This window comes from Aquibacillus sediminis, from assembly GCF_005870085.1.
In the GTDB taxonomy this organism is placed as follows: domain Bacteria; phylum Bacillota; class Bacilli; order Bacillales; family Amphibacillaceae; genus Aquibacillus_E; species Aquibacillus_E sediminis.
Map to the genome: position 1 here is coordinate 12,690 of NZ_SZNM01000035.1, position 20,190 is coordinate 32,879.

General features: G+C 39.1%; 17 protein-coding genes. 16 read left to right on the forward strand and 1 reads right to left on the reverse strand.

Translation table 11 applies throughout. The features are described from left to right. Window positions 1-11: 11 nt before the first annotated feature. The 10 genes from FCI53_RS19545 (at window position 12) to FCI53_RS19590 (ending at window position 12,073) form a co-directional block, all read left to right on the forward strand. A complete protein-coding gene (locus tag FCI53_RS19545; RefSeq protein ID WP_138420685.1) occupies window positions 12-1,406 on the forward strand; it encodes an efflux RND transporter periplasmic adaptor subunit in 1,395 nt (464 codons plus the stop codon). Further along, on the forward strand, window positions 1,403-4,498 hold the full coding sequence (locus FCI53_RS19550) for an efflux RND transporter permease subunit (RefSeq protein ID WP_138420686.1): 3,096 nt from the start codon (window positions 1,403-1,405) through the stop codon (window positions 4,496-4,498). Before FCI53_RS19545 ends, FCI53_RS19550 begins: the two co-directional genes overlap by 4 nt. Before the next feature lie 75 nt (window positions 4,499-4,573). Then, window positions 4,574-5,887, forward strand: a complete 1,314-nt coding sequence (locus FCI53_RS19555; protein ID WP_138420687.1) for a coiled-coil domain-containing protein — start codon at window positions 4,574-4,576, stop codon at window positions 5,885-5,887. Between the two features lie 262 nt (window positions 5,888-6,149). Then, window positions 6,150-7,049 carry a DMT family transporter gene (locus tag FCI53_RS19560; protein WP_138420688.1) on the forward strand — a complete coding sequence of 300 codons (900 nt, stop codon included), beginning with the start codon at window positions 6,150-6,152 and terminating at the stop codon, window positions 7,047-7,049. Between the two features lie 661 nt (window positions 7,050-7,710). Next, window positions 7,711-8,310, forward strand: coding sequence for an alpha/beta hydrolase (locus FCI53_RS19565; protein WP_138420689.1), 600 nt, complete (start codon window positions 7,711-7,713; stop codon window positions 8,308-8,310). Window positions 8,311-8,368: 58 nt separating this feature from the next. Next, window positions 8,369-9,058: an NAD(P)H:quinone oxidoreductase type IV gene (wrbA, locus tag FCI53_RS19570; RefSeq protein ID WP_138420702.1), complete on the forward strand. Its 690-nt coding sequence runs from the start codon at window positions 8,369-8,371 to the stop codon at window positions 9,056-9,058. Window positions 9,059-9,152: 94 nt separating this feature from the next. Beyond that, window positions 9,153-9,599 (forward strand): MarR family winged helix-turn-helix transcriptional regulator, encoded by a 447-nt coding sequence (locus tag FCI53_RS19575; RefSeq protein WP_138420690.1) that lies wholly within the window; start codon window positions 9,153-9,155, stop codon window positions 9,597-9,599. A gap of 168 nt (window positions 9,600-9,767) precedes the next feature. Next, a complete protein-coding gene (wrbA, locus tag FCI53_RS19580) occupies window positions 9,768-10,376 on the forward strand; it encodes an NAD(P)H:quinone oxidoreductase (RefSeq protein ID WP_138420691.1) in 609 nt (202 codons plus the stop codon). Window positions 10,377-10,815: 439 nt separating this feature from the next. Continuing rightward, window positions 10,816-10,956 carry a sporulation histidine kinase inhibitor Sda gene (gene sda, locus FCI53_RS19585; RefSeq protein WP_138420692.1) on the forward strand — a complete coding sequence of 47 codons (141 nt, stop codon included), beginning with the start codon at window positions 10,816-10,818 and terminating at the stop codon, window positions 10,954-10,956. A gap of 598 nt (window positions 10,957-11,554) precedes the next feature. Further along, window positions 11,555-12,073, forward strand: coding sequence for a VanZ family protein (locus FCI53_RS19590; protein WP_138420693.1), 519 nt, complete (start codon window positions 11,555-11,557; stop codon window positions 12,071-12,073). A gap of 70 nt (window positions 12,074-12,143) precedes the next feature. On the opposite strand, the gene FCI53_RS19595 is transcribed toward FCI53_RS19590, so the two are convergent. Then, window positions 12,144-13,031, reverse strand: a complete 888-nt coding sequence (locus FCI53_RS19595; RefSeq protein WP_138420694.1) for a sulfurtransferase — start codon at window positions 13,029-13,031, stop codon at window positions 12,144-12,146. A gap of 431 nt (window positions 13,032-13,462) precedes the next feature. Here FCI53_RS19595 and FCI53_RS19600 point away from each other — a divergent pair, with 431 nt between their 5' ends. The 6 genes from FCI53_RS19600 to FCI53_RS19625 form a co-directional block, all read left to right on the forward strand. Beyond that, window positions 13,463-14,464 carry an ABC transporter ATP-binding protein gene (locus tag FCI53_RS19600; protein WP_138420695.1) on the forward strand — a complete coding sequence of 334 codons (1,002 nt, stop codon included), beginning with the start codon at window positions 13,463-13,465 and terminating at the stop codon, window positions 14,462-14,464. After that, window positions 14,461-15,447 (forward strand): ABC transporter ATP-binding protein, encoded by a 987-nt coding sequence (locus FCI53_RS19605; RefSeq protein WP_138420696.1) that lies wholly within the window; start codon window positions 14,461-14,463, stop codon window positions 15,445-15,447. Before FCI53_RS19600 ends, FCI53_RS19605 begins: the two co-directional genes overlap by 4 nt. 59 nt (window positions 15,448-15,506) lie before the next feature. Continuing rightward, window positions 15,507-17,165, forward strand: coding sequence for an ABC transporter substrate-binding protein (locus FCI53_RS19610; protein WP_138420697.1), 1,659 nt, complete (start codon window positions 15,507-15,509; stop codon window positions 17,163-17,165). A gap of 135 nt (window positions 17,166-17,300) precedes the next feature. Then, entirely contained in the window at window positions 17,301-18,305 is a 1,005-nt protein-coding gene (locus FCI53_RS19615) for an ABC transporter permease (protein ID WP_138420698.1), read from the forward strand. A 17-nt stretch (window positions 18,306-18,322) separates the two neighbouring features. Next, the gene (nikC, locus tag FCI53_RS19620; protein WP_138420699.1) at window positions 18,323-19,231 is read left to right on the forward strand and encodes a nickel transporter permease; all 909 of its coding nucleotides are present in this window, start codon (window positions 18,323-18,325) and stop codon (window positions 19,229-19,231) included. A 676-nt stretch (window positions 19,232-19,907) separates the two neighbouring features. Further along, the coding region (locus FCI53_RS19625; RefSeq protein ID WP_138420700.1) for an IS110 family transposase at window positions 19,908-20,190 on the forward strand (283 nt) is incomplete at its 3' end.

The window sequence follows — 20,190 nt, forward strand, 5'->3', positions numbered from 1 at the left end:
GGGAAGATAACATGAAAAAGGCTTTTTTACACTTGTTAGGTTTAAGTGTATTGATTGTTTTGATGTCTGCGTGTTCACAAACAACAGCATCAGAGGATACAGGACAACAGGAAGAACGGGTTACCCCTGTTGAAGTTGCAGAGGTTACAACAGGGGATTTGCAGAGAAATAATGAAATTAATGGAACAGCCAATACGAGTAATAGTAGCGAGATTATTCCAAAATCTTCTGGGGAATTAATTGAACTGGAGATTGAAAAAGGAGATCTTGTTGAAAAAGGACAAACAATTGGCCGTATCGATCCTGAAGCGATTCAAGATAATTTGACAATGTTAGAGATTTCCGTTGCTTCTGCACAAAAACAGTTAGAATCTGCGCAAGTACAAGAGGTGATGGCGGAACAAGGGGTAGAAGTAGCTGAGGAGCAACTTAAACAAGCGAAAGCAAGTGGTGATATGGACAGTGATGTCGATAATGCCGATATTAGCGTGGAAAATGCAAAGATTCAGTTAGAACAAGCTGAGAAAACATTGGAACGAATGGAAACACTTTATGAACAAGGTGCCATTTCCTTAAGTGATTTGGAAGAAGCACAAATAGGGGAACAACAAGCAAGAAATTCCTATGAGCAAGCAAAAAATACGTATGAAAGTACATCAGATCAAGCAGAAACCGGAGATCTTAGCAATGAATCAAGTGTCCGACAAGCAGAGATAGGACTTGAGGATGCAAAACAACAGTTAGAATCGGTTAAACTGGAAGTAGAAAGTGCCCGTCTACAAGTTGAACAGGCTAAGGAAGAATTATCACAGACGGAAGATCAATTAGTGGATACAAATATTAAAGCGAATGCATCTGGTGAAGTGACGGTTGTTAATGCTGAAGTTGGGGAGATGGTTTCCAATTCCCAATCAATGGGGACGATTGTAACGATTGACCCAATTACTGTACATGCGAATGTCAATGCGGAGGAATTGGTCTTGTTTGAAAAAGGCCAAGAGATGAGCGTGTATATTCGGGCGCTTGATCACACTAGTTCTGCAACAATTAATTATATTTCACCTGTTACTGATGACAGTGGTTTGTATACGGTAGAGGCAGACATGGATAATGATGAGAAACGTATTAAACCAGGCATGATGGTGAAGTTTAACCTACCGACAATAGTCGAACAAGATGCTTTATTAATACCGACAGAAGCAGTAGTGGAAGAAGCAGATCAAACATTTGTTTATGTGATTGAAGAAGAACAGGCAATGAAAAAAGAAATCACCATTCAAAATTCCCAATCTGATATGACGGCTATCCAAGGCGACATAGTTGAAGGAGATATTGTTGTAACAAGTGGTCAAATCACTTTATCTGATGGAAATAAAGTAACAATCATAGAGGAGGCAGCTAAGTGAAACTAGTAGACCTCTCTGTAAAACGGCCAGTCGGTGTTATTATGATTGTTGTCGCAATTATAGCATTAGGTGTCATATCTGTTCGAAACCTTGCGATTGATCTGTTTCCAGAGATTGATTTACCGATTGCGGTTATAACGACAACATATGAAGGTGCGGCACCACAAGAAGTAGAAGAATTAGTTAGTAAACCAATTGAATCATCGGTAAGTACATTAGAAGGTATTGATACGGTTCAAACCCAGTCTGAAAACGGTTCGTCGTTAGTGATGATGATGTTTAAAAATGGGACGGATTTAGATAATACCTTACTAGATGTACGAGAACGGATTGATCAAGTTAAAGCAATGCTTCCAGAGGATGCAGACGACCCAAGTGTTTTACGTTTTGACCCACAACAAACACCGGTCATCTATACTGCTTTAGTTGGTAAACCAGTTGAAGAGCTTCAACAGATTGCAGATGATCAAGTAGTTCCTATGTATGAACGGCAGAGTGGTGTTGGGTCAGTAACAATTGATGGCGGTAAAACACGCGAAATTCATGTGGAGATAGACCAGGAGCAACTAATGCCGTATGGGTTAGATGCCGACACGTTAATTCAAGCGATCAATAGTTCCAACCAGTCGGTGTCAGCAGGAATGCTTGAAAAGGGTGGAAAAGACTTACAAATTCGGGTAGAGGGCGAATATAAATCGGTTGAGGATATCCGTTCCACTAATATTACGACACCAACAGGAGCTCATATACAATTATCTGATATTACAACAGTTCGGGATACATTTGCAGATGTATCCAGTATTTCTAAAGTTGATGGACGGCCAGGAATCGTGTTGTCTGTATTAAAAGAATCTGATGGTAATACGGTAGAAGTATCAGGCAATGTCAGAGATGCAATGTCAGAGTTAGAAGGCGAACTGCCGGATGGTGTGGAGCAGAGAGTCGTCATTGACACAGCAGATTACATCAACCAGTCAATTAACTCGGTTTCGATGAACATGCTTTATGGTGGATTATTTTCTGTATTCATTTTACTACTGTTCCTAAAAAGTTTCCGCGCAACAATTGTTATTGGGGTGTCGATCCCAATCGCGATTATTTCAACATTTGCGTTAATGTACTTTACAGGTAACACCTTAAACATGTTAACAATGGGTGGTCTAGCATTAGGAATAGGTATGATGGTGGATAGCTCGATTGTTATATTGGAAAATATCGTAAGTTACCGGCAACAAGGATACAGTATTAAAGAAGCAGCAGTAAAAGGTGCGTCTGAATTAGCACCAGCGATCATTGCCTCGACGACGACAACCTTGGTGGTATTTTTACCAATTGTGTTTGTAGAAGGCCTAGCATCGAGTATTTTTACACCATTAGCATTAACAGTTAGTTTTGCTTTAGTTGCATCCTTAATTGTTGCAATTACACTAATCCCAATGTTGTCCTCCAACCTATTAACCAAAGCCTTTAGTGAGGATGGAAGACGTTATTGGTTTAATCAATTTTTAAATTGGATTATTAAAGGGTATCAAAAAATACTTCAAGCATCGTTGCGTTTTAGGAAAACAACTATTACGTTAACGATTGCCTTGGTGATTGGTAGTTTTGCTTTAATTCCACTGATTGGAGCTGAATTCATTCCTTCAGGGGATCAAGGACAAATTTCAATTAATGTGACAACACCGAACGGAACGAAATTAGAGGATACAGAGGAAGTTACCGATCAAATTAATGAAAAACTAGAACCTTATCAATCTATTATGGAAACCAACTATTTAACAGTTGGTGGTGATAGTGATGGTATGGGGCTTTCGACAAGTTCGAATGCTGCAACCTACACATTGCAATTGATTTCTTCTGAAGAGCGGAGTGTTTCAACGGACCAAGTTATGGCAGAAATTGATCAAGCCGTTCAAGAGATTCCTGGTGCTGAAATAAGTGTAAGTGCGATGGAAACAGGGATCAGCAGTGGTTCACCTGTTAATATTCAATTAAATGGTCCTGATTACGATGTGTTAAAAGAGCTATCTAATCAAGTCGTTTATTTGATTAACGATATTGAAGGGGTCCATAATCCAGAGTCATCCGCAGAAGATGGTAGACCAGAAGTTCAAGTAAACGTAGATCGTGATGTTGCTGCACAATACGGATTAACATATCAAGAAGTAATGTCCCAAGTGAACATGGCTTTATCTGGTCAAGTTGCTACTAGATACCGGGAAGCAGGGGATGAAATTGATGTGAAACTTGTTTTCCCTGAAGAAGATCGCCAAACCATTAATGACTTGGAGAATGTTAAAATTCAAACCCAACAAGGAAGTATGATTACATTAAGTTCGATTGCAGACCTTGATCAAGTACAAGGTCCAGATTCTTTGACCCGTGAAAATCAACAACGACAAGTCAATGTCACAAGCGATGTTGTTGATCGAGATTTGGGTAGTGTTACAACAGATATTGAAGCAGCACTTGATGGATTGAACTTTCCTGATGGCTACTCCTATTCCATGGGTGGGGAAGCACAAGATATGGCAGAATCCTTTATGGATTTAGGATTAGCACTTATATTCTCGATTTTCCTTGTTTACGCTGTAATGGCCGTTCAGTTTGAAAACTTTTTACATCCATTTGTCATTATGTTCTCGATGCCAGCTACTGCAGTTGGGATATTTGGTGGATTGTTTATTACGGGCTTACCGTTAAGTATTACAGCCTTTATTGGTATTATCATGCTTGCCGGGATCGTGGTTAATAACGCCATTGTACTTGTCGATTATATTAATATATTACGAGCAAAAGGAATCGATCGAAGAGAAGCCATTATAGAAGCGGGGTCGAGTCGTCTGCGTCCAATCTTAATGACGACATTGACGACTATCCTTGGTATGCTTCCATTAGCACTAGCAATTGGAGAAGGTACTGAAATGCAACAGCCATTAGCGGTTGTCGTGATTTTTGGTTTAGGTGTGTCAACAATCTTTACACTTGTACTTGTTCCAGCAGTATATACGCTAATGGATGATATTTCTGAGAAAGTTAAAGGTCTATTTACTAGAAAAAAAGCAAAAGAAGATGAGGTTACATCAGCATAATTGTTATAAAAAATTATAGTGGGAAATCCTAGTCATTATTGGGTGGGGTTTCTCCTACATAGAGGGTGAGAAGAGTTGAAGAAAAAACTGATCACAGCATCGCTAACAGGTGCAATGGTGCTTGCTTTTCCAATGGTTGCTTATTTGAGTAGTAGTTTTTCTTTAGATGAGGCAGTAGAACAAATTCAAGAAAATGACCTCGACGGACAAAAGGTTGGTGAACCATCACTTGATGAAGATATACAAATCTATCAACAAGAATTCGCGGATGAGTTAGAAGATATTCAAGATATTAGTGAAGAATATCAAGAGGATATGGAAGATTTAAGTAGAGAGTTGCAATCTTATAATTCTGTTTATGAATATTGGTCCTTAAATGAACAAGCAAGAATTAGTGAAGATGGGCTTGAACTAGCAGAAAATCAATTGGAAATTCTAGAAGCTCAGTTTGAACAAGGTTTAGTTTCTGAAGGCCAATTGATTGAGATGGAACAAAGTATCAATAGTCAGAAAGCACAAAACCGCAGTTTACAAGAACAATTAAATTCGATGAAAATGATGTTAAACCAGGATCTGAAACAACCATTGAAAAGTAGTCTAGCATTTAGCCAACCTAAGTTTGAGCGTTTGGCCCCAGCTACCTATGAAGCAGAAACAGTGGCAGATGAGATGACTTCAAGTCACGAGTCATTACGTGTGCCAAGGACGATTGTGGCAACATATGATGATATTTTGGATGATATAGAGAATTTGGATCGTATTTCGGGTCCGTCAACAAGTGAGTTGAGATCGGCTAGAAGTGATTTGAATGATCAATTGGACGAAAAAGAGAAAGAGTTAGGAACTAAGATGGCGGAGTTAGAAGAGAAAGAAACAGATGAAGAAACAAATCCTGAAGAACTTGATAAATTAAATCAAGAAATACGTGATTTGTCTCAAGACATTGGGTTACTTGAATCTCAGAAGGGTTCACTAGACTTTCAAATTGAAATGTTAAATGCCCAAGCACCAGATGCGGCAAGTCGATCTAAAGCTGAAGAGGAACTAACCGATTATTACGAAGATATGCTAAACGATGCACGTATCGATTTAACGAATCAAGTCGAGACGATTGAATTAATGGCTTTTCAATATGAAGAGCAGTTTACTAGTTTAGAAGATCAATTAGATTTACTGGAAGAAAACCGTAACATCGCATCAGATTTATATAATAAAGAAATGGCACGTCTGGAACAAGGCATGTCCAGACAAAGTGAGGTAGATGAAGCTCGACAAAGCATAGAACAAGCAGAGGTCGAAGTCATTCAATTGCAAAAAGACTATATGCTAGCGAAAAAAGAATTCGAACTGTTTACAGAAGAAGGGTATTTACCACAACAAGAAAGATAGCATTAAACCGAGTATTTGCAGCAATGTAGGTACTCGGTTTTTTAATAGCTAGAGAAGCTGTCAAGGTAGATTTGGCACGGGTCTTAAGCCTAAATCAACCGAGAGAGAAGTAGCCACGCTGACTCATCCAAATTTTTAAGAACAAATAAACCGGTGAAGAGGTTATAACATTTACTTTCACGCTGATTTTGTTTACGGTAATAGGTAGGTTATTTTTTGGGGATGTTTCAAGGTAAAGGGGGGCTTTTTTATCTATCCATATATGTTAATGGTGTTGGTTGTTATTTTTTATGCAGGCAATATTTTAACAGGAAAAGCGATTAATGATTTACCACCATACACGATTGCATTTTTCCGATTACTGGTGGCGTTCATTGTTTTATTTCCGCTAGGTTTTCGAAGTGCCTGGGAATCTAGGGCCGCGTTTTTTGCGTATAAAAAACCATTTTTAATCATGACATTAACAGGTGTAACTTTTTTTAATACGTTCATTTATGGGGCCTTGCAGTTTACAACGGCTTCGAATGTATCCGTATTAGAAACCGTTATTCCAGTCGTAACTGTACTACTTAGTGCGTGGTTGTTAAAAGAAAAGCTACAAGGTATCCAATGGCTCGGTGTTCTATTATCTTTCATTGGAGCCATTTGGGTCGTGTTAGATGGTACATTCCTTCAATTAGCATCGATTAATTGGAATGTTGGGGACGCAATCATGATTGGTGCCATCGTTTCATGGGCCGTGTATTCCATTTATGTAAAAAAATATATGCATTTATTTCCGGCTTATGGGGGATTGCTTGTGATGACGGGCATTTCTGTGATTGTATTGTTCCCAATCGTAATGGTTGAATGGTGGATTCATGGGGTGCCATCACTGGGGTCTCTTCCATTTGTACTAGGATTATTATATCTAGGTATTTTTCCGTCATTTATTGCATTGCTATTCTATAATCGTGCTGTCGAGCTATTAAATGCATCAGAAGCATCGGTGTTTTTAAACTTCCTCCCAGTGGTGACAATGGCAGGAGCTTATCTGTGGTTAGGAGAAACTATAACGGTTATGCAGGTGATTGGCTCCATCGTTGTAATTGCGGGTGTTTTCTTAACAACACAAGCAAAAGTAAAGCAGAAGGCCCCGCTCGAATCAAAACAAATTGGATAATCTTTTTTAACTGGTGAGGTTCCTTGTATTCCCCTTGGATCCTCACAGTTTTAGTAAACGTACGAACTTAGTATGGTTTGTTGCATTGCTATGTCGTAGTTGATAGAAAAAACGACGTACATTCAAACAAAACTAAAGAAACGTGCACATTATCATGAGATATTGCCTCAGATATAGACGGAAATGAATTAAACGTGCACATCTAGCTTGAAAATCACGCGAAATGTACATGAGAGCTTAAGAAACGTGCGCATTAGCATGAGATTTCGCCTTAGATATAGACGGAAATGAGTTAAACGTGCACATCTAGCTTGAAAATCACAGGAAATGTACACGAAAACTAAAGAAACGTGCACATTTTTATAAAATTCGCCCCCAGACATAGACGAAAACGGTGAAGGCTTTTTAAAAAACAAAATATGATCGCAACGACTTTTACATAGATCCTGATTCTGCGATCTTCTTGTTAAGCCATTACGAAGCTTCGTATATACACAAAGCACCTAGTTAATTGTAGGTGGTGGTAAATTTTTCCAACATAATTGTTTGACTTCGAGATAAATGTATATTATTATTTATCTTGAATTAAAAATAAATGAATTAAAGATATTCAGTGAAAAGATCTTCATATAAAAATGTTTGTACACGAAAGGGGTTCACAATGAAGCACATTTATAACAAGGGAAATGGAAGCTCGCGAACATTATTGTTACTCCATGGAACAGGTGGAAGTGAACACGATTTATTACCGTTAGCGGAACATATTGATCAAGATGCAAATGTATTAAGTGTACGTGGTAACGTATCGGAAAATGGGATGAACCGATTCTTTCGTCGCTTAGCAGAGGGAGTATTTGACGAAGAAGATTTAGTTTTTCGAACGAAAGAATTGAATGAATTTTTGGATCAAGCAGCAGCGGACTATGGTTTTGATCGAGATAATGTGATTGCGATTGGTTACTCCAATGGCGCTAACATTGCCGGTAGTTTACTGTTCCATTATCAAAACGCACTGAAAGCGGCAATTTTACATCATCCGATGGTGCCAAGAAGAGGGATTGAACTTCCAGATTTATCAGGAAAAGCTGTTTTGATCACTGCGGGAAGCAATGACCCAATTTGTTCACCGAAAGAGTCAACAGATCTACAAACATTATTACAACAAGCCAATGCAGATGTGGAGATTCATTGGGAAAACCGTGGACACCAATTAACGCCATCTGAAGTAGAAGTTGCATCACAGTGGTATCAACGTTTATAAGTTGTTGTCTTAGGGTAGAAGTCCCTTGAAAAAATATGAGAAAAGGTTGTGGAATGAAATGGGCATTTTAGCAAAATTATTTGGAAAGAAAAAGTCATCACCAACATCAGCTAAGCCAGATGTAGCAGCCACAAAACAAGAAGAAGCTGAGCCTGCTGTAAATGTAGCGATTATCAATTACAGTATGGGTGGAACTAACTATCAGCTGTCGAAATGGGCGGAAGAAGCAGCCAATGCAGAAGGTGCCAATGTACGTGTTCTAAAAGTACCTGAACTAGCACCAGATTCTGTGATTGAGGAAAATCCAGCATGGAAAGCACATGTCGAGGAAACAAAAGAAGTTCCAGAAGCGACTTCGGCAGACATTGAATGGGCAGATGCGTTTATTTTTAGTGTGCCAACTCGTTTTGGTAATGTACCGTCCCAATTTAAAAACTATCTTGATCAACAAGGTGGACTTTGGGCTAATGGCAAAACAGTCAATAAAGTAGTAAGTGCGATGACATCAGCTCAAAATTCACATGGAGGTCAAGAGGCGACATTATTACGTATTTATACATCCATGATGCATTGGGGTGCCATCATTGCTGCACCAGGTTATTCAGATCCGGTTATTTTTGGTGCTGGTGGAAACCCATATGGCACAAGTGTAACTGTTGATCAAGATGGAAACATGGTGGAAGATGTGGAAGCGGCTGTGAAACATCAAGCGAAGCGAACAATTGATGTAGCGAAATGGATGCAATAGGCATTATTCATACATGTGTCTGTGATGAGCAACTTTGTTGACGATTGCACGAATGAGTGACTAATCTAGAATTAGAGGAAAAAGGATTGATACTATGGATTCAAAGGCTGAACAGGCACAATCATTAAAATTATTTATTGTTTTAAATCGTGCCTTGCAATCCATTACAAATCGTGTCAAAGAAAATATTAAAACATATGGTTTGAATCCAACTGAGTTTGCCGTATTAGAATTGCTTTACCATAAAGGTGACCAACCGATCCAAAAAATAGGTGACAAAGTATTACTGGCAAGCGGTAGTATTACGTATGTTGTAGATAAGCTGGAAACGAAAGAATTACTACAGCGAAAGCCTTGTCCAAATGATCGTCGTGTGACCTACGCGGCAATTAGTGAAATAGGCATTCAGTTAATGGATAATATTTTTCCAAAACATATGGCTGCGATACATGAAATTTTAGGTGGTTTGAGTTACGAGGATAAGGCGCTTGTGATTGATAAGATGAAGGAACTAGGGATTTTTGCTTCCGAGTTCAAATGAAAATTTTTTAGTTTAATATCTTGAAATCATAATAAATAAAACTAGGATATTGAAACAGATCAATGATGCTCCAATTAAAGGGGGTGGTAGGCTAACAAGCTCGACGGAGCAGGGTGAAATGCTATCCCAATGAAATTATTTTAAATAGATTAAAGGAGAGGTTATATTATGGCAAATGTAAATCTAGCAGTTGTTTATTACAGTTCAACAGGATCAAACTATGAATTAGCAAAATGGGCAGAAGAAGGCGCAAAAGAACTTGGTGCAGAAGTGAAAGTACTTAAAGTACCTGAACTCGCACCACAAGAAGCAATTGATTCCAACCCAGCATGGAAGGAACATGTAGAAGCTACAAAAGATGTGCCTGAAGCAACTTCTGATGATATTGAATGGGCAGATGCAATTATCTTCAGTACACCAACCCGTTTTGGTAATGTTGCGTCACAAATGAAGCAATTCCTTGACCTACAAGGTGGACTATGGGCAAATGGTAAAACAATTAACAAAGTAGTGAGTGCAATGTCATCTGCACAAAACCCACATGGTGGTCAAGAAGCTACCATTCTATCACTTTATACATCAATGATGCACTGGGGTGCGATTATCGCGGCACCTGGTTATGCAGACCCAGTTCAATTTAGCGCTGGTGGAAATCCATACGGTGTAAGTGTAACGGTAGACGGAGATGGTAACATGGTTGAAGACGTAGCAGGTGCGGTGAAATTCCAAGCAAAACGTACCGTAGAAGTTGCGCAAAAAGTTAAAAATAATCAATAATTAGAAAACTGTCACTTTCATAACGGATAAGGGGTACGAATCGTATAACGGTTCGTACCCTATTTTTTGTATCGATAACTGTATCGGGAATTTTTAGATCTTGGGATTTATGCCACATCTGAAGTAAATTCATTTGGTGTCTTAAAAAAATTTTTGTTTTCCCCCCCACAAAATTAAAATCAATTTCGTACTAATGGTAACTGGAGTTAAGCCATAATTAGTTGTAGGGAGAGGGACAATTTGAATTCAAATCAATCTACCACTTTACCAAACATAAAAAAAGACTTTGAGGATTTATTGAACCGAAAACTAAGTCAAAAAGAAATCGAGTTTCTTAAATGGCTTTATAATAAATAGAATCTACTTTATTGGTGCGAATAGTAGATGATGTTTCTAAGCAAATGGACTATCTATTAATACATATGAGTGGTGATTTCAAATGAATGATTTTAATTATCTAAGTAATGCACAGCTAATTAAATCTTATGAAAAAGCTATAGAACAAAATGAAGAAACAGATTTCATTATGGTATTCGTAAGGGAATTGAAAAAAAGAGGAGTAGAGAGAATTGATGTTTAACACCTATGGTAATTAGGTGTTTTTTGTTATCCAGAAATTATAAAAATGTTACGCTGTGGGTTACTAATTGCAGTGTTAGACACGTCCGCGAAACGCCCAGCGACAGTTTGAGTAAAAATCAGAGCTAGTAACTGTCGAGAGAGCCCCTGTCACGACAGTTTGAGTAAAAATCAGGGCTAGCAACTGTCGAGAGAGCCCCTGTCACGACAGTTTGAGTAAAAATTAGAGCTAGTAACTGTCGAGAGAGCCCCTGTCACGACAGTTTGAGTAAAAATCAGGGCTAGCAACTGTCGAGAGAGCCCCTGTCACGACAGTTTGAGTAAAAATTAGAAAGCGAAACTGTTGAGAGCTGCTTTATCACGGTAGACTGAGTAAATTTAAAACTATGAATCAGCCGCTATAGCAATATGTTTGTACTAATCTAATAAAGATTTGGCAAGAAGCTCGATAAACTCACATCGGAGTTTCTGTCAACTACGACACAAGCGGATTAAGCCCAATTGAACCGAATAGAAATGACACGGATAGGTATGTTTACTAAGCTACTTGGTAAAAATTAGTAAACGAAGCACATATCTAATCCAAAGGAAGAAATACAATGTTCAAAACAAAAGACAGAAAACGCACCAGCAACATTTCTATTCTAGTTGTACTCCTGTGGCTAGTTGTCATTTTTAGCCTATCGTCACAAGTTGCAGAGGATTCCAACCAATTAAGTGAAGAAGTGACAATTGTAGTGGCACAGGCGGCAGAAAAAACGGTTCCAGGTACAACGGTTGATGTGGACCATTTTCATTCGATTGTTCGAAAAAATGCCCACTTCTTCATTTACTTTGTGCTTGGTCTTTTAGTTGTTCATGTTATAAGGCGAATGGTTCGGCCTCGTTGGAAAGCTTATTGGATAACATTTAGCCTATGTGTCCTACTTGCATGTGGTGATGAAGTGTATCAGACGTCCGTTCCGGGAAGAAGTGGACAAGTTGGAGACTTACTAATTGACAGTTTGGGAGTACTAACTAGTCTTGCTTGTTATTTTTGTATAGAAATAGGATCAAATAAATTTGCTATTGCACGGAAAACATGCGGAGATAAAGGAATTACGGATCTTAAGAGGTAAAACGAAATCGTACCTTAACATAGGCGTAACCCTAGATAAGGTACGAACTTCTAATTAATTGGCGCTTACTCTATTGTCCAACGTCAAGTGGTAGGCTTTCGTCTGCTGTCCATTCGTTCATGGAACCATCATATATGGCCACATCTTCTCGACCAAGCGCAAACAGTGCCAGTGCATTCCAGGTCGCTGCGATCCCACCCCCACAATAGGTAATCACTTTTTTATCAGGATCTAATGCCCCGCTTGGTTCAAACAACTTGTGTAACTTTTCTTGATCAGGCAATCCTTTTGCATTTGGATCGGAAACATCACCGAAAAAGACATTCTTACTACTCGGAATATGCCCATTTCGAGGATAGGCATTCGTTTCTCCTTTAAATTCAGCAGGAGATAAACAATTGATCATCACGATTGATGGATCAGTCATTGCTTCCTTTATGTCCTCTTTTGTAGCTAACAGTTCTGTTCTCCTTTTTCCAGTAAAGGAAGCGGTTGGATAAGAACCTGGTTCATTGGTTACCGGACGCCCCTCCTCTTTCCATTTTGGAAATCCACCAGCAAGTACGTATACATCATCAAAGCCAGCTAGTCGAAGTTGCCACCAAAGACGAGATGCCCAGTCAGAAGCGGAAAATGGTGCACCAACGACAGCACCACGGTCGTAAACTACAACATATGTACCATCACCAACACCAAGTTTTTTTATTTTTTCTACGAATAAATCGTGTGGCGCAGCTGTAAAAGGAAACGTAGCATTTGGATCAGATAACTCCTGCATTAAGTCAGCAAAAACTGCACCAGGAATGTGTTCTTGATCATATGACGCCTTTCCTGATTGTATGTCAACGCCATTCTCATCTTGTTTCATCATCACGGTTGCATCTAATAAACGTAGCTTTGGATCATTTAAATGGTTTTCCAACCACTCTGTATCTACCATTAATTGTTTGTTGTTCATAAAAAATCCCTCCATCTATCATGATTACCAGTTTACTGCGGTTTATCCTAATGTACAAACCTACACTTTTTTTAAAAGCCTGATGTGGGGCGGTTCCAAGTTCCGCTAAAGGTCCAAAAAGGATAAAAAAAGTTAGAAAACGGTCTCAGATTCCGCTAAGGCCCCAAATTTAAGTGATAATGGTGCGAAATCAGGCTAATAGAGGAATAAGAAACCGTTTAACTGTCATAAAGGTTTGAAGAAGGAGAATAACGGAATGAGAGACCGCCCCCAAGCTGACCGCTAATCAAACACGAACTTTTTTTCTATTATTTTTGAGAAAAATGAGAAAAAACTGTATAAAAATCAAAATGTATGTATAATTACTTTTATTCAGAAAATTAAATGTCCGAAAATTCAATTCTTTTAAAATATAAAGGTGGAGGAAGAGGATGGAAAATAATACTCCGATACTTGAAGTGAAGGATTTACATACCCATTTTTTAACGAAAACAGGTGCGGTAAAAGCAGTAGATGGTGTGAGTTTTGATATTAAACCTGGGGAAACATTAGGGATTGTTGGTGAATCTGGATCAGGGAAAAGTATCACAGCAATGTCGATTATGCAACTGATCTCCCCGCCAGGAAAAATTGTGCAAGGAGAGATTTTGTTTGAAGGGGAGAATTTGAATAATAAAACAGAAAAAGAAATGCGAAAAATTCGCGGTAAAGAAATTTCGATGATTTTTCAGGATCCGATGACATCGTTAAATCCTGTGTTTACGATTGAAAAACAAATGGTGGAAACGATCCGAACACATGAAGCGATGAATAAAAAACAAGCCAAACAACGTGCGGTAGAATTATTGGATTTAGTTGGAATTCCTGATCCAGAAGCACGATTGAAAAACTATCCACACGAGTTTAGTGGCGGCATGAGACAACGCGCCATGATCGCCATGGCACTTGCTTGTAATCCGAAAGTGCTAATCGCCGACGAACCTACGACAGCACTTGATGTTACGATTCAAGCGCAAATCTTAGAATTGCTAGCTAAGTTACAAAAAGAACTCGGGATGGCAATTATTATGATTACACACGACCTTGGTGTCGTTGCGGAAGTGTGTGATCGCGTCATGGTTATGTATGCAGGAAAACCAGTCGAGTTCACCGATGTCTTATCTTTATTCGATCATGCAAAGCATCCCTACACATGGGGATTGATGCATTCGATTCCTAAGATTACGGATCAAAAGCAGAAATTAGAAGCAATCGAAGGGCTCCCGCCAGATTTGCGGGCATTACCGAAAGGGTGTAGCTTTGCTGCAAGATGTAAGCATGCAATGGACAGTTGTTTCGAAGTGGATCCGAGTTTTAAACAATATCAAGCAAACCATCATGTCCGCTGCTTACTGTATGAAAATGAAGAAAACGAGAAGGTGGTTCCATCATGAGTTCATTATTAGAAGTGAAAAAATTAAAAAAACACTTTCCAGTCAAGTCAGGTGGGATCATCCCAAGACAAACAGGTGCTGTGAAAGCAGTCGATGGCGTTTCCTTTGATGTAAAAAAAGGCGAAACACTAGGATTAGTCGGGGAAAGTGGCTGTGGGAAATCAACAGCCGGACGAGCTATTTTGAAACTGCATGAACCTACAGATGGGGAGATTATTTTTAAAGGAAAGGACATAACAAACGTCCAAGGGGAACAGTTACGAAAGCTCCGTCAAGAGATGCAGTTAATTTTTCAAGACCCGTACGCATCCTTAAACCCGCGGAAAACTGTTGAGCAAATTATAACGGAACCAATGAAAATATTTAATGTTCCAAAACGTGAAAGACAGAAGAAACTTTCGCGATTAATGGATGTTGTTGGGTTAAGTTCTTATCAAAAAGATCGCTACCCACACCAATTTAGTGGTGGACAACGACAACGGATCGGAATTGCTCGGTCACTTGCGCTTGATCCAGACTTAGTGATTTGTGATGAGCCTGTATCCGCGTTGGATGTGTCAATCCAAGCACAGGTTGTCAATCTAATGGAGGATTTACAACAAGAGTTTGATTTAACGTACATTTTCATTGCGCACGATTTAAGTGTGGTTCACCACATTAGTGATCGAGTCGCGGTGATGTATCTTGGACAAATCGTTGAAATTGGCGAGGTTGGAGAATTATATAGAAACCCTAAGCATCCTTATACCCAAGCCTTATTATCGGCAATTCCTGAAGCAAATCCACATAAACAAAAAGAAAGAATTTTAATTAAAGGGGACCTGCCATCCCCATCTAATCCACCACAAGGGTGTAAGTTCCATACAAGATGCCCATTGGCAGAAGATATTTGTAAACAAGTGAATCCTGAATTAAAACAAGTAAGTGAACATGGGCAACAAGCAGCATGTCACCTTGTTAAGGAGGTGGTTGCTGGACATTAACTGTTCGCAACTATTACTTCATAACAAAACAATTAAACTATTTTAAGGGGGAAATTAGAATGAGTAAAAAAACACTCATGACCTTGTTTGGGCTACTTGTGATTGCCATGGTTGTAATCAGTGGTTGTAGTGCAAGCGAGACAACAAATTCAGATGATTCATCTGATGAAGGAACAAGTGAGAATGATAATGCATCAGAGGAAACGGCTGATGAAGAATCCGATGATGATGTGAAGCGATTAGTATTTGGTCGTGGTGCAGACTCTGTACAATTGGATCCATCTAAAGTTACAGACGGAGAATCCATTTACGTGACTAACCAAATTTTTGACACACTTGTTCAATATGAACAAGAGAATACTGAGGTAAGACCGGCACTCGCGACTGAGTGGGATACAAGTGATGATGGTTTAACTTGGACATTCCAACTACGTGACGATGTGACCTTCCATGATGGAACAGACTTTGATGCAGAAGATGTTGTATTTAACTTTGAACGCTGGGCAACATCAGCAGAATATGTGTACTACGGTTATATGTTTGGTGCAACAGAAGAGGACTTAGGTGGCATTATCGAATCAGTAGAAGCAACTGGTGATTATGAAGTGACATTTACGTTATCTGAACCTAACGCACCATTTATCTATACACTAGCAATGCCTCCATTTGGTATTTCTAGTCCGGATGCGATTGAAGAATATGGAGATGACTACTTTAAAAACCCTGTAGGGACAGGTCCATTCGTGTTTGAAGAGTGGGTAAATGATGACTCTATTACCGTAACAAAGAATGATGATTATTATGGGGACGAAGCAAAAGTAGATGAAGTCATTTTCCGAGTGATTCCAGATAATGGTGCACGTTTTATGGAATTACAGGCTGGTTCGATTGACCTTATGAATGGGATGAACCCACAAGACATCGCAACAGCAGAAGATGATGAAAACTTACAAATTATTCGCAGACCATCTATGAATGTTAGTTACATGGCATTCAATACAGATGCTGAAGGTCCAACTTCTAACGAACAAGTACGTCAAGCTATTAATCTAGCAGTTGATAAAGAGAAATTAGTTACATTATACGAAGGAATTGGAAAAGAAGCGAAAAATCCAATGCCACCATCTCTTTGGGGATATAATGATGATATTGAGGACTATGGCTACGATGTAGACGAAGCAAAACGCCTGTTAGCAGAAGCTGGATATGAAGATGGGTTTGAGATTACCCTTCATTCTATGTCAAATCCACGTCCATATATGCCACAGCCAAAAGTAACAGCACAGGCTATTCAAGAAATGTTAAGTGAAGTCAACATTGATGTTGAAATTGTAGAAAGTGATTGGAATACGCACCTAAATATCGTTGAAAATGGTGAACATGACATGGCGTTCATGGGCTGGATTGGGGACAATGGTGATCCAGATAACTTCTTGTATGTATTGTTAGATAAAGATAATGCGAAGGTAGGATCTGCAGGAAATGTTGCATTCTACAAAAATGATGAAGTACATGATCTTTTGAAACAGGCACAAACAGAAATGGACCAAGAAAAGCGGGTAGAGCTTTACATGCAAGCACAAGAGATCATCCATGAAGAAGCGCCTTGGCTCCCAATTGCACATACAACACCACCACTTGGTGCAAATGCAGATGTGGTTGATTACTTGCCACACCCGACTGGTAGTGAGCCATTTAACTACTTAGACCTGAACTAATCATTGAACCGGCAATTTCTGCAAGTCACAGAAGTTACCTTGCCATGATGGTGGGGTAACTTCTTCTTCTATAGTTCATTTTTTTCTGAAACAAGGATAAGAGTTTAGTTTTTCTACTCTAATGGGGGAATCTTCATGTTTAGTTATATTATAAAAAGGATTTTGATGCTCATTCCTGTGTTAATTGGAGTTTCGATCTTAACATTTTCACTTATTCATCTTATACCAGGGGATCCTGCTAAAAGTATGTTAGGGGAAAAAGCAAACGAAGCTCAATTAGAGGCGTTACGAGCAGAGATGGGTTTAAATGACCCATTATATAGTCAGTATGGTACGTATGTAGCCAAAATTCTTCAAGGGGATCTTGGGGAATCTGTTCAATCAAAAGAATCCATTGCAACAGAGGTTGCAGATCGTTTGCCAGCAACAATTGAATTGGCTTTGTTCGCTATGGTTTTAGCTATTATCGTAGGAGTATTAGCTGGTGTTATTGCGGCTGTGAAGCAATATTCATGGTTTGACAATATAAGTATGACTGGTGCCCTGTTTGGTGTTTCGATGCCAATATTTTGGCTCGGATTGATGATGATTTGGTTGTTTTCGGTTCAATTAAATATCCTGCCTGCATCTGGAAGACTATCAAATGATATTCAACTTGGTCTAATAACGAATTTTTATTTAATTGATAGTATCCTTACGTTGAATTGGCCTGCTTTTAAAGATGCGTTCTTACACCTCCTTATGCCCGGTATTGCCTTAGGCACCATTCCAATGGCAATTATTGCCCGGATGACACGTTCAAGTATGTTAGAGGTAATGAAACAAGACTACATTCGAACCGCTAATGCAAAAGGGTTAGCAAGTTATCTAGTTATTTTTCAGCACGCATTAAAAAATGCCTTTTTACCGGTATTAACGGTCATTGGTCTTCAGTTTGGATTACTGCTAGGAGGAGCCGTGCTGACGGAGACGATTTTCTCATGGCCAGGAATAGGACGTTATGTATTAAATGCCGTTTTAGGTCGAGATTATCCTGTTGTACAAAGTACGATTTTAATTATTGCTGCGATTTTTGTCATTGTAAATTTAGTAACAGATTTATTGTACAAATTCTTTGATCCAAGGATTAAATATGATTAGAAAAGGATGTGAGCGAAATGGAAACGCAACCCAACTTACCAACAGAACCACCAGTTAATAGTCAAAAGACAGCTCACCCTAAATCGCCTAGTCTATGGCTTGATGCCCTGCAAAGGTTGGTGAAAAGTAAGACGTCATTCATTGGGCTTTGTTTGATTTTATTACTAATCCTTACGGCAATTTTTGCACCGCTTATTGCTACCCACGAACCGACAAGTCAGGATATTATTAACAGATATCAAGCACCATCAAGTGAGCATTGGCTTGGAACAGATGAACTTGGTCGAGATATTTTTAGCCGAATTGTTTATGGAACGAGGATTTCAATTCAAATTGGTGTGATTGCTGTTGGTATTTCGGCGATCGTCGGCATCTTTCTAGGTTGTGTGGCAGGTTATTTTGGTCGCTGGTTAGATTTAATTATTATGCGGTTTATCGATATTTTAATGGCATTTCCTAGTATTCTATTGGCCATTGCATTAGTAACTGTGATGGGACCAAGCCTTCGTAATGCCATGATCGCCGTTGGACTCGTTGGTATTCCACAGTTTGCTCGGATTGTGCGGTCAACCGTGTTATCAGTAAAAGAAACGGAATATATTGAAGCAGCACGTTCAATTGGAGCAAAAAATGGAAAAATTTTATTTAGTCATGTGTTACCAAACTGCATGGCACCGATTATCGTACAGGCAACGTTAAGTATCGGTACAGCCATTTTGGACGCTGCTGGATTAAGTTTCTTAGGGCTTGGTGCCGAGCCTTCGATTCCAGAATGGGGTGCCATGTTAAGTGATGGACGTGCAGCACTACAGACCTCACCATGGGTGGTTACCTTTCCAGGACTAGCAATATTACTCGTTGTATTAGGGTTTAACTTACTTGGTGATGGTCTGCGTGATGCACTTGATCCAAAAATGAAACAATAACGATACTTACAAATTATTACATTTACGGTATGATAAAAGGTAGAGTGTGATGCTCTGCCTTTTTTGCATTTGGCTTTTTTCCTAAGTTATAGATACTGTGCAGTAGCTGTATACTGTGCAGTAACATTCGGAATTTTGCTTTCTTTTATTCTGATTGAAATAGGTATTATACCATCGCTACGACAGAATACTCCGCTTTCCATGGGCACGGCCTCAGCTAACTTGGTAAAGAAACCCACTTTACCAAGTGGATCTTCGGCTCGTGCTGTTCCCATAGGACAAGGAACGCTTCGGCAGCGATACATCGCACGAAGAAAATTGAACTTTATTTTCGAGGAGTCTCCGTATTCTGCCTTCGCTGGTATAAGTTTTCTGATTTATAATAGTGTACATCGTTGAAGGCAATATTGTATACAGCGTTATGCTAAAAGCGAATCATTAGCATTAAAGCAATTAAGCCATTTTCTATAAAAATTCATTGTTCACGAATCAGCGAAGGAAATACACGGAGACTCCCGTGGGACTAGTGGCATCGGTGAGACCCCGCAGTGAGGTACGAACGAGGAGCATTCCTGTTAGTGAACCAAAAGGTACTTGATATAAAAATAGCCCTCTTGTATGATGTTTGAGAATCAACGCCAATCAATACTCAACCATATACAGGAGGGACTACCTAATGAATCATATTACGAATCAAAAGATAAATCAAGTATCTGATGATACCTTGGTAATCGGCGTAGATATTGCAAAGAAGACACATTATGCTTGTCCAATTGATGATCGGGGACGAGTACTTCAAAAAGCTTTTCCGTTTGGTCAATCTGGTGCAGGATTCGAAAAGTTTAAGCATAGTATCCATACACTACAAGATTTACATGAAAAAGAACAAGTAATTGTTGGTTTTGAACCGACAGGACATTATTGGATGAATCTAGCTGCTTATTTAATCAAACATGATA

Bases quoted from the DNA above. Each gene is read 5' to 3' on its own strand.
- sda (WP_138420692.1), top strand. From the start codon at position 10,816: ATGAATGATTTTAATTATCTAAGTAATGCACAGCTAATTAAATCTTAT.
- FCI53_RS19575 (WP_138420690.1), top strand. From the start codon at position 9,153: ATGGATTCAAAGGCTGAACAGGCACAATCATTAAAATTATTTATTGTT.
- FCI53_RS19615 (WP_138420698.1), top strand. From the start codon at position 17,301: ATGTTTAGTTATATTATAAAAAGGATTTTGATGCTCATTCCTGTGTTA.
- FCI53_RS19545 (WP_138420685.1), top strand. From the start codon at position 12: ATGAAAAAGGCTTTTTTACACTTGTTAGGTTTAAGTGTATTGATTGTT.
- FCI53_RS19595 (WP_138420694.1), bottom strand. From the start codon at position 13,031: ATGAACAACAAACAATTAATGGTAGATACAGAGTGGTTGGAAAACCAT.
- wrbA (WP_138420702.1), top strand. From the start codon at position 8,369: ATGGGCATTTTAGCAAAATTATTTGGAAAGAAAAAGTCATCACCAACA.
- nikC (WP_138420699.1), top strand. From the start codon at position 18,323: ATGGAAACGCAACCCAACTTACCAACAGAACCACCAGTTAATAGTCAA.
- FCI53_RS19590 (WP_138420693.1), top strand. From the start codon at position 11,555: ATGTTCAAAACAAAAGACAGAAAACGCACCAGCAACATTTCTATTCTA.
- FCI53_RS19600 (WP_138420695.1), top strand. From the start codon at position 13,463: ATGGAAAATAATACTCCGATACTTGAAGTGAAGGATTTACATACCCAT.
- FCI53_RS19610 (WP_138420697.1), top strand. From the start codon at position 15,507: ATGAGTAAAAAAACACTCATGACCTTGTTTGGGCTACTTGTGATTGCC.
- FCI53_RS19565 (WP_138420689.1), top strand. From the start codon at position 7,711: ATGAAGCACATTTATAACAAGGGAAATGGAAGCTCGCGAACATTATTG.
- FCI53_RS19605 (WP_138420696.1), top strand. From the start codon at position 14,461: ATGAGTTCATTATTAGAAGTGAAAAAATTAAAAAAACACTTTCCAGTC.
- wrbA (WP_138420691.1), top strand. From the start codon at position 9,768: ATGGCAAATGTAAATCTAGCAGTTGTTTATTACAGTTCAACAGGATCA.
- FCI53_RS19560 (WP_138420688.1), top strand. From the start codon at position 6,150: ATGTTAATGGTGTTGGTTGTTATTTTTTATGCAGGCAATATTTTAACA.